Annotated in this window: 7 protein-coding genes and 2 riboswitches; of the genes, 4 read left to right on the top strand and 3 right to left on the bottom strand. The window is 41.1% G+C overall.

Annotated elements, in window-relative coordinates:
• Positions 1-159: 159 nt before the first annotated feature.
• The 4 genes from RO21_RS09725 to RO21_RS09715 all read left to right on the top strand — a co-directional run bounded on the left by RO21_RS09725 (position 160) and on the right by RO21_RS09715 (position 4,770).
• Positions 160-1,791: a phage tail family protein gene (locus tag RO21_RS09725; protein WP_047977593.1), complete on the top strand. Its 1,632-nt coding sequence runs from the start codon at positions 160-162 to the stop codon at positions 1,789-1,791.
• Complete coding sequence (locus RO21_RS12605; RefSeq protein WP_084724286.1) at positions 1,775-2,041, top strand: YkgJ family cysteine cluster protein; 267 nt, start codon at positions 1,775-1,777, stop codon at positions 2,039-2,041. The genes RO21_RS09725 and RO21_RS12605 overlap by 17 nt, the downstream gene beginning before the upstream one ends.
• A 22-nt stretch (positions 2,042-2,063) precedes the next feature.
• Complete coding sequence (locus RO21_RS09720; protein WP_053067761.1) at positions 2,064-2,864, top strand: ion transporter; 801 nt, start codon at positions 2,064-2,066, stop codon at positions 2,862-2,864.
• Positions 2,865-3,097: 233 nt separating this feature from the next.
• Positions 3,098-3,181, top strand: a riboswitch (glycine riboswitch).
• 2 nt (positions 3,182-3,183) lie between these two features.
• A riboswitch (glycine riboswitch) is annotated at positions 3,184-3,277 on the top strand.
• Between the two features lie 128 nt (positions 3,278-3,405).
• Positions 3,406-4,770 carry an alanine/glycine:cation symporter family protein gene (locus RO21_RS09715; RefSeq protein ID WP_047977592.1) on the top strand — a complete coding sequence of 455 codons (1,365 nt, stop codon included), beginning with the start codon at positions 3,406-3,408 and terminating at the stop codon, positions 4,768-4,770.
• A gap of 280 nt (positions 4,771-5,050) precedes the next feature.
• Here RO21_RS09715 and adhE read toward each other — a convergent pair whose 3' ends face one another.
• From adhE to RO21_RS09700, 3 genes are all read right to left on the bottom strand, one after another.
• On the bottom strand, positions 5,051-7,657 hold the full coding sequence (adhE, locus tag RO21_RS09710) for a bifunctional acetaldehyde-CoA/alcohol dehydrogenase (protein ID WP_420911994.1): 2,607 nt from the start codon (positions 7,655-7,657) through the stop codon (positions 5,051-5,053).
• A 253-nt stretch (positions 7,658-7,910) separates the two neighbouring features.
• Positions 7,911-9,929 carry a DNA helicase Rep gene (rep, locus tag RO21_RS09705; RefSeq protein WP_047977590.1) on the bottom strand — a complete coding sequence of 673 codons (2,019 nt, stop codon included), beginning with the start codon at positions 9,927-9,929 and terminating at the stop codon, positions 7,911-7,913.
• On the bottom strand, positions 9,929-10,198 hold the full coding sequence (locus tag RO21_RS09700; protein ID WP_047977589.1) for a YfhL family 4Fe-4S dicluster ferredoxin: 270 nt from the start codon (positions 10,196-10,198) through the stop codon (positions 9,929-9,931). Before RO21_RS09700 ends, rep begins: the two co-directional genes overlap by 1 nt.
• Positions 10,199-10,416: the final 218 nt, after the last annotated feature.

Raw genomic sequence — 10,416 nt, 5'->3', positions numbered from 1 at the left:
TTGTTTTGCTTGTACTGACTTAAACGACTTCTTCTCATAGGGATTATTCTAACCTGAAATTAGATTTCCCTAGTTATCTAGTACAGCCCCTTTTTAAATAGCTGAATATAATATTCAGCTATTTTCTATTTAATGACTTATTAATAAATAGGATTAGCTATGACAACAGAAACAAGACAATTTGACTGGGTAAGTGAATTACATAAAACAACAATTCACAGCTTAACCACTTCTTTTGGTTTAGATTTTTTACTTTTTGAAGATAAAAAAGGTGGAAATGTTGATACTATTCATAACGCTCGCAAGGGAATTTATGCTACCGAGGAAGCAAAAAATGCTTATGATAATAGAGAAGCATACGATTCACATAAATATCATTCCCATAAAAATTATATTTCTCAAGGTAAACATGATAAAAAATTACAGCAATCCGGTATTTTACACGATAAATATAGAAACCAAACTATGCTCAGAAACGAAAATAGGCAGTTAGATCATACTATTTCCGCAAAGGAAATACATAATGATCGTGGTCGTGTTTTAGCTGGTTTAGATGGTAGCGAATTAGCCAACCAATCGTCGAATTTAAACTCGACGCATGGGTATATTAACAATTTAAAAAGAGAGCATTCAACCGAAAAATTCGTAACAGAGATAATTCCTAAAAAACTCAAGCAATTAAAAGATCAATCTAATAAAGATAGAGTAAAATTGTCTAGTATGCCTGAAACTACCTCTCAGCAAAGAAATGAGAAACGGCAGCTGAAGAAAGAACAGGAAAAAATCGAAGCATTAGAAGTTATTTCAAAAAACAGTAAATCTATGATAGATGCAGATAATAAAGCAAGAAGAGCTTATGATAAACAAATTAATATTACGTATTATTTAAATAGTAAATTCTTTAAAAATTCAGTGAAACAAGCTGGTATTAGTGGTATAAAAACGGGGATGAGACAGGCTCTAGGTTTTATTTTAGCAGAAGTTTGGTTTGAACTAAAAGAACAAATACCATATATCCTAACAAAGAATAAAAATAATTTTGATTATAATAGTTTTATTCAAGATATTAGAACTACATTCAGTAATATTTTTGAAAGAGTTAAATCTAGATTTAATGATATCTTAGTTGTTTTTAGAGATGCTAGTTTAAGTGGCGTATTAGCGAACATTTCAACAACTCTAATTAATATCTTTGCAACTACTACAAAAATTATTGGAAAAATAATTAGGGAAATGTACATTCATTTAATAAATGCAGCTAAATTAATCTTCTTTAATCCAGATAAACTCTCATTAGGAGAATTAACAAAAGCTGTATTAAAAATACTAGCCACGGGAATTTCCGTTTTAATCGGTTCGATTATTAATATTGAATTAAATAAATTACTGGTTACAATTCCATTTGGATCTGAAATTTCATCATTCCTTAGCTCCTTAATTACTGGTATATTAACTTTAGGTATTAGTTATTTTTTAGAATATAGTGATTTTATGAAAAAGATTTGGTCAGCATTAGATAATTTTTTTAAAAACAAATATGATCTTCTTTTAGAAGATATGAGAAATATTAATGATAAACTAGATACCTATTTGGGTAATTTAGCTAAAATAGAATTTAATTTTAATGTAAATGAACTAAAAACTTTTTATGATTCACTTAAACTATCTAATACGGAATATGAGAAAAACTGTATTTTTAAAAAAGAGTTAAAAAAACGCAATATCGAAATGCCTTTCGAGTTCGGTAATAATAATAGCATGGTGGATTGGTTAATTGAATTACGAAAATAAATTATCTCCATTTCCCTGCACAGCCTGCGGAAAATGCTGTCGCCGAGTTAATTTAAGCGAGCATACAGCTTACTTAAATAGAGGAGATGGCGTATGTAAATATTTCAATGAAAAAACGAGATTATGTAATATCTATGAAAACAGACCGTTTGTTTGCCGAGTAGAAGATTATTATAAAACTTATCTATCTCATATTTATAGTTGGGAAGAATTTATTGAAATAAATTTAGAAATATGCCATAAACTATAATACAGTTAAGTGTCTAAATTTTATGATGATAACACATACTAAACTTATACAATCTAGAAAAATAAAGCTATTCAATAAAATAATTCTTTTCTTTATTGTTATTAATGCGATTATTGTGGGATTAGATACCTATCCGCTCTTTTCTCAAAAAATGGGGCATTACTTTTCTCTAATAAACAATTTTTGCTTAATCATCTTTAGTTTAGAAATAATAGTTAAAATTTATTATCTAAGGAGGAAGTTTTTTAAGAATTGTTGGAATATTTTTGATTTTGGCATTATTTTTATTTCAATTATTGCTGAATTTGGTCCACTTTCTGTTTTTAGAATTATTCGCACCATTCGTATTCTACGCTTTTTATCAGTCATTCCTAAAATGAGGATTATCACACAAGTTCTATTTAAATCACTTCACTCTATGCAAGGTGTTGCTATTTTATTACTGATCGTCTTATATATTTATGCCGTATTAACAACACATTTATATAGTGATATATACCCTGAATATTTTGGTAGTTTAACTGAAAGTTTTTATACTCTATTTCAAATAATGACGTTTGATGGTTGGTCATCGGGTATTGTCCGTCCAATACTTAAAATAGATCCTTTCGCTTGGATAATCTTTATAAGTTTCTTGCTCATTGCTAGCTATATTGTTCTTAATATTGCCATTGGAATTATTGTAGATTGCATTACAGAAATTAAGGAATATGAATTACATTTAAAAATTCAAGCTAAAGAAGATAAATTATTGGAAAAAATGGGTAATTTAGAAAATCAAATTAGAGAATTAAAAGACATTATTGAGAAAAAGCATCACTGATTGCAATATATCTTTCTTAAAGAAAAGCAAAATTCATTTTAATCGGCAATATACTATGACTATTTCTATTTAATACTAACTTCGTTTACCAAAAACCAAAGTAACGTTTCAATATAGAAAAAGCACCAACGACAAGTATCTCTACATAGTCAAATATTACAACTTGACGAACTCAAAAGACTTGCTAAAATCCGCAAGTCTTTTTTATTTTTTATAAAGAAGAAAATGTTCGGATGAAGATAGCTGGAGAGTGGGGAGCACCCCACACCGACGAGGTAAACTCTTTCAGGTGCGTAAGCGAGGACAGCTATTGGACGAACCCTTGGAGAGATCCACTCCGCGAGTGCGGAAAATGGACGCCGAAGGCGCAAGCGTAGTTATCTGCGTGAAACGCTCAGGCAAAAGGACAGGGGAGAAAAGTTAATACAAGCGGTCGTTTAGACGGAAAAATTTGCACTATTCCTTCGCAAAAAATCGTCAACATCTCACCACTTGCGGTGTGCTTTTCTTTCCTTGTAAGTTGTTTTTACGAGGAATCACAATGTCAATCGACACGTTACTTAGTCAAATCAATAGCATCATTTGGGGTGTGCCACTACTGGTTTTAATTTCGGGTGTGGGCATCTATTTCACTTTCAAACTCAAATTCTTGCAAGTTTTTAACCTGCCGAGAGCGTTCGTCTATATGTTCAAGCCGGAAAAAGGTGAGAACCAAACAGGCGATATTTCCGCCTTTGCGGCACTTTCTACTGCATTAGCGGCGACTATCGGCACGGGCAATATTGTCGGCGTCGCCACCGCCATTCAAGCGGGCGGGCCGGGTGCGTTGTTTTGGATGTGGTTAATTGCCGTCTTCGGTATGGCAACCAAATACGCCGAATGTTTGCTGGCAATTAAATTTCGGGGTAAGGACAAAGACGGCTATATTGCCGGCGGTCCAATGTATTATATTGAAATCGGTATGGGACAACGCTGGAAATGGCTGGCAAAATTGTTCGCCTTTTTCGGTGTGATGGTCGCTCTATTTGGTATCGGTACGTTTCCGCAGGTCAATGGGATCACCACTGCCCTGCACGACACTTTTCATTTGCCGATCGGTGTAACGGCAGTGGTACTGACACTCACCGTCGCAATGATTATTTTAGGCGGTGTGCAGCGGATTTCAAAAATCGCCAGTGTGATTGTGCCGTTTATGGCGGTCGCTTATGTGAGTGCATCAGTGCTGATCTTGATGTTAAATGCTGCGAAAATCCCCGAAACTATCGCTTTTATTATTAAAGCGGCGTTCAACCCGCAATCTGCAATCGGCGGTGTATTGGGTTTTACCGTGATGCAGGCGATCCAATCGGGTGTTGCAAGAGGCATTTTCTCTAACGAAGCGGGCTTAGGTTCAGCGCCGATTGCAGCAGCGGCAGCCCAAACCAAAGAGCCGGTTCGCCAAGGGCTGATCTCAATGACCGGCACATTCTTAGATACCATCATCGTCTGCACAATGACAGGGTTAGTCATTGTGCTAACCGGTGCGTGGAAAGGCTCAGCACAAGGGGCGGCACTGACCAACTTGGCATTTTCGCAAGGGTTGATGAGCAATATCGGGGCGGTTGTCGTAACGGTCGGGCTGATTTTCTTCGCCTTTACGACCATCTTGGGCTGGTGTTACTACGGCGAACGTTGCTTTGTCTATTTGAGAGGCGGACGCACACGAGGCATTAAATTCTACCGTGTTATCTTCATCGCCCTGATTGCCGTTGCCCCTTTTATTCAACTGAACACGATTTGGACGTTGGCGGACATCGTTAACGGCTTAATGGCATTCCCGAATTTAATTGCTTTAGTCGCTTTACGCCACGTGGTGATTGATGAAACCAAACACTATTTTGAACGCTTGAAACAGGGTTTGGTATAAGTTGCAAATAATGACGTATAACTGACCGCTTGTCTCTACACCACAAATCCAAAATGGCGATAAGTGAATCCACCTTATCGCTATTTCAATCTTCTACCTGTCAATCATCATACAAACAAGAAATAAACTTATTATTTTCCAACAGTGATAAAAATCACATCGCTTTAAAATATAAATTCTTCAGACAAAATAAAAAGTGGCTGCTAGGAAGAAAACCACACAGCCACCAGCGTGATAAATGATTAAAAATAAAATTATAAGCTATTGATTTACAATAATATTACTCGCCATAATAGGCTTTAGTCAGAATTTCCTCCATATCTTCTACCATTGCCAAACGAGGATTTGCCGGTGTGCATTGGTCTTCAAACGCCAGCAGGGCAAGCTCTCTACGGGCTTCAAGGAAGGCTTTTTCGTCCACCCCCTGCTCACGCAACGACATTTTAATACCGCAAGCTTTGGCGAGTTCCGCCACGGCTTTGGCATAGGATTCTACCCCCTCTGCCGGTGTCGCTGCCGGTAGCCCTAACATTCTGGCAATATCTTGGTATTTTTCGTCCGCTTTGTAATGATTATATTTCGGCCAAGTTGCCACTTTAGTCGGACGTGTGCCGTTATAACGAATAACGTGCGGCATTAAAATCGCATTAGTGCGACCGTGTACGGTGTGGAAACGTCCGCCCAGTTTATGTGCCATTGAGTGATTGATCCCCAAGAACGCATTGGCAAATGCCATACCGGCAATGGTTGATGCGTTGTGCATTCTCTCACGGGCTTCCGGATCGGCTTCTTTCACCGATTTTTCAAGGAATTGGAACACTAATTTAATCGCCTGCAATGCCAAGCCGTCCGTATAATCGTTTGCCACCGTTGAAACATAGGCTTCAGTTGCGTGGGTCAGTACGTCTAAACCGGTATCCGCCGCAATATGTGCCGGCACGGTCATCACTAACGCCGGATCAACAATCGCAATCGTTGGGGTGAGTGAGTAATCGGCAATCGGGTATTTTTTGTCGCCTTCGGTGATCACCGCAAACGGTGTAACTTCCGAGCCCGTTCCTGATGTGGTCGGAATACCGACAAATTTCGCACGGCGACCCAGTTGCGGGAATTTGAACGCCCGTTTGCGGATATCCATAAATTTTTGTACCAAATCACGGAAATCCACTTCCGGCTGCTCGTAGAATAACCACATCACTTTTGCTGCGTCCATCGGCGAGCCACCACCGAGTGCAATAATCGTATCCGGTTGGAAACTACGCATCAATTCTGTCCCACGGCGAACGGTTTCAATACTTGGATCGGGTTCGACATCGGCAAACAGTTGGTAAGTTACTTTATTTTTACGCAGACGTAACTGCTCGGCAATTTTCTCGACAAAGCCGAGATCAACCATTGCTCTGTCGGTAACAATCATCACCCGTTCGACATCTTTCATTGATTTCAGATATTGAATCGAATCCCGCTCAAAATAGATTTTTGACGGCACTTTAAACCACTGCATATTATTTCTCCGTCTGCCCACACGTTTGATATTTAAAAGATTCACTGCACTCACGTTGTTACCGACGGAATTTTTGCCGTACGAGCCACAACCTAGCGTTAAAGACGGCAGGAAAGAGTTATATACATCGCCGATGCCGCCGAAAGTGGACGGCGAATTCCAAATCACACGAATGGCTTTGACCCGCTCACCGAATGTTTTCGCCAACTGCGTATCTTTAGTATGAATCGCCGCAGAATGCCCTAAACCGTGGAAATTGACCATCTGTTCCGCTAACGCAATCCCTTCCTCTTGGGAATGCGAGGTAAGTAATGCCAGTACCGGAGATAACTTCTCACGGGTCAGCGGTTCGTTTTCCCCTACTTCTTTACATTCTGCCAACAAAATATTGGTATTTTTCGGCACGGAAAAGCCCGCTTGTTCCGCAATCCACGCCGCCGGTTTACCGACAACCGCCGCATTTAACTTCGCACCGGAACAGCTTGCTTTATCGGCTTTATCCACCCCGAAGATAAATTTTTCCAACAAGGCTTTCTCTTTTTTATTCACCAAATAAACGCCGTAAGATTGCATCTCTTTGACGAAGTCGGCATAAATCTCTTTATCGACAATTGCTGCTTGCTCTGAAGCGCAAATCATTCCGTTATCGAACGATTTCGACATCACAATATCGTACACCGCCTGTTTTAAATCGGCGCTTTTTTCAACATAGGCAGGTACATTCCCGGCCCCCACACCCAACGCCGGTTTTCCGCAGGAATAAGCCGCTTCCACCATTGCATTCCCTCCGGTTGCCAAAATGGTGGCAATCCCTTTGTGTTTCATTAACAGAGATGTCCCTTCCATCGACGGTGTTTTAATCCATTGCACACAATCTTTCGGCGCACCGGCAGCCACCGCAGCATCATAGACAATTTGTGCGGCGTGCGCGGAACACTGTTGGGCGGAAGGGTGGAAGGCAAAAATAATCGGGTTACGGGTTTTGAGGGCAATTAACGCTTTGAAAATCGTGGTGGAAGTCGGGTTGGTTGTCGGCGTAATCCCACAAACCACACCAACCGGATCGGCAATTTCGGTAATCCCCGTTACATCATCTTCGCTGACCACTCCAACCGTTTTCAGATTTCGCATATTATTCACCACATATTCGCAGGCAAATAAGTTTTTGGTTGCTTTATCTTCAAACACACCCCGCCCAGTTTCCTCAACTGCGTGCAGAGCTAATGCACCGTGCTTATCCAACGCCGCCACCGAAGCTTTGGCAACGATATAATCGACTTGCTCCTGATCAAGCTGACGAAAAGCATCAAGAGCTTTTAATCCTCTATCGACCAGTTCATTCACTTCAACTTGAGCATCGTAAGGTTCGGCAGATTTCGTCATTTGCGCCATAGTTATTTTCCTCTAAAAATTATTTTAACTGGCGAAATTATTACTGATTTAGAGTGCTTTTTCCCCTAAATTAGCACTCTATTTGTAAAGTTTATGATCTGCATCAAGTTTTTGAGAATTGTTATCATCTTATTAAATCTTACCCAACATTACACTAACAGTCTTGATATTTTTATGCGTTTTTTCGCCTTTTTCATTAACACAAGCGGTGAGTTATATTCAAAAATTTGCTATTTTATCAAGACTATTTTTTATTCGCCTTAACCATCGCTAGCATATTGCTCAAGCCGGCGGAGACTTTTTGTTGGCGTTGCTGTTCGCTGATTTGGGGTTTGTCCCGCTCCCATTGTAGATCGTCTTGGGGAAGCTCCAGTAAAAAGCGGCTAACTTCAGGGCGGGTAATTTCGCCGTACTGGCGACGTTCTTTGCAGAGGGAGAAGGTCAGGGTTTGTTGCGCTCGGGTAATACCAACATAGGCTAAACGACGTTCTTCTTCGATATTATCCTCGTCAATGCTGGTTTGGTGGGGCAAAATCCCTTCTTCCATTCCGATCAGGAAAACGTGCGGGAACTCTAAGCCTTTTGAGGCGTGGAGAGTCATCAGTTGCACTTGGTCATTCTCCTCGTCCTCGCCCCGCTCCAACATATCCCGCAAGGTGAGATTATTCACCACTTGGACTAAATTCATCGGTTCGTTAAGCGCATCGCCGTCCAGCATTTTTTGTACCCAATCAAACAGGGTTTCAACATTGCGGCTTTGCATTTCCGCCGATTTTGGCGTGGCGGCGGTTTCGTAGAGGTAGGCTTCGTATTGAATTTTCCCCAACATCGCTTTGATCGCTTGCTGTGGCTCAGCACGCTCGGCTTGGTCTGCCAATTCGACAATCCAACAGGCAAAATCTTGCAACGCTTGATAAGGGCGAGGGCTAAGGCGTTGAATCAGTTCAAAATCAAAAATCGCTTCAAATAAACTGACCTGCTTTTCGTTCGCCAATGTCCCCAATTTTTCGAGGGTTGCCGCCCCAATTTCCCGCCTCGGCGTATTCACAATGCGAAGAAATGCCGCATCATCGTCTTGGTTTACCAATAGGCGCAGGTACGCCAGCATATCTTTAATTTCGGTTTTGCTGAAGAATGACGTACCGCCCGAAATTTTGTAGGGAATGCGGTTCTGCATTAGCAATTTTTCTAACAGGCGGGATTGGTGATTCCCCCGATATAAAATCGCATAATCTTTGTATTTGGTTTTGTTGAGATAGCGGTGGGCGATCAGCTCGCCGACAATTCGCTCTGCTTCGTGCTCCTCGTTTTTGGCTTCAATCACCGCCAATTTTTCGCCTTCACTCAACTGGGAAAACAGCCGTTTGGCGAACAGGTGATCGTTGTTATCAATCAAAATATTGGCGCAATGCAAAATACGCTGGCTGGAGCGGTAATTCTGCTCCAGTTTAATCACCTTGAGCTGCGGGAAGTCCGTTTGAAGCCGTGCCATATTTTCCGGCTTAGCCCCACGCCACGAGTAGATCGACTGGTCATCATCGCCGACCACCGTAAAATTTTGGTGATGTTCGACCAATAATTTAATCAATTCATATTGGCTGGTGTTGGTATCTTGATATTCATCGACCAACAAATAGCGGATTTTCTGCTGCCAGCGGGCTTTGGCTTCAGGAAATTGGCGGAAGAGCAGGGTCGGCAGCATTATCAGATCGTCAAAATCCAACGCATTATAGGCTTTGAGCTGGTTTTGGTATTGCAAATAAAAGTGCGAAAAGACCCGCTTGCGATCGTCATTGGCGGTGGCGATCGCCTGTTCCGGCGAGAGCAGATCGTTTTTCCAGTTTGAAATGGTGGATACCAACGCTTTAAGCAGATCTTTATCTTCCGCAGCCGCTTCGGACAACAGGTGTTTGAACAAGGCTATTTGATCGTATTCGTCAAATAAGGTCATTCCCGCTTTGTAGCCGAGCAATTTATGCTCACGCTTGAGAATATCAAACCCGAGCGTGTGGAAAGTCGAGATGGTTAGCCCTCGGCTGTTTTCTTTGCCGATGGAATGTGCCACCCGCTCCCGCATCTCACGGGCGGCCTTATTGGTAAACGTTACGGCGGCAATCTGTTTAGGGGAATAACCACAATCGGCGATAAGATGAGCGATTTTATTGATGATGACCCGTGTTTTGCCCGAGCCAGCACCGGCTAACACCAAACACGCCCCTTCCACATATTCGACCGCCTGCTGTTGTTGTGCGTTGAGCTTCATTATTTAGCCTCCAAAGCATCGGCGTGATGAATTAACACAAATTTTTCCCACAATTCATCGGTCGTTTCAATATGTTTCGGGTCGATAATAATGCAGTTATTGATCGGGCAGACTTTTTGGCAGGTCGGGATCTCATAATGCCCGACACATTCGGTGCATAACGCCGGATCAATGACATAAATGTCCTCGCCCATTGAAATCGCCTGATTCGGGCATTCGGGCTCACACATATCGCAGTTGGTGCATTTTTGGGTAATCAGTAACGCCATAATGATAGTCTTTCGCTCAAAACGGCTGATTATAGCCTACCGATAAAAACTGAAAAGCCCTTATACACTATTTTGCAAATTTTCCGAGCCAAACGACCGCTTGCCAAGCCATTGTTCAGAATAAAAAAAGGGGCTGTACTAGATAACTAGGGAAATCTAATTTCAGGTTAGAATAATCCCTATGAGAAGAAGTCGTTTAAGTCAGTACAAGCAAAACA

Origin of the sequence: Muribacter muris, assembly GCF_001038205.1 — a bacterium.
Taxonomy (GTDB): domain Bacteria; phylum Pseudomonadota; class Gammaproteobacteria; order Enterobacterales; family Pasteurellaceae; genus Muribacter; species Muribacter muris.
Note: the sequence above shows the minus strand (reverse complement) of the source record. Positions and strands in the feature narration are given on the sequence as shown.

Coding starts and splice junctions, on each gene's coding strand:
- RO21_RS09725 (WP_047977593.1), top strand. CDS start 160: ATGACAACAGAAACAAGACAATTTGACTGGGTAAGTGAATTACATAAA.
- RO21_RS09720 (WP_053067761.1), top strand. CDS start 2,064: ATGATGATAACACATACTAAACTTATACAATCTAGAAAAATAAAGCTA.
- RO21_RS09715 (WP_047977592.1), top strand. CDS start 3,406: ATGTCAATCGACACGTTACTTAGTCAAATCAATAGCATCATTTGGGGT.
- adhE (WP_420911994.1), bottom strand. CDS start 7,657: ATGACGAAATCTGCCGAACCTTACGATGCTCAAGTTGAAGTGAATGAA.
- rep (WP_047977590.1), bottom strand. CDS start 9,929: ATGAAGCTCAACGCACAACAACAGCAGGCGGTCGAATATGTGGAAGGG.
- RO21_RS09700 (WP_047977589.1), bottom strand. CDS start 10,198: ATGGCGTTACTGATTACCCAAAAATGCACCAACTGCGATATGTGTGAG.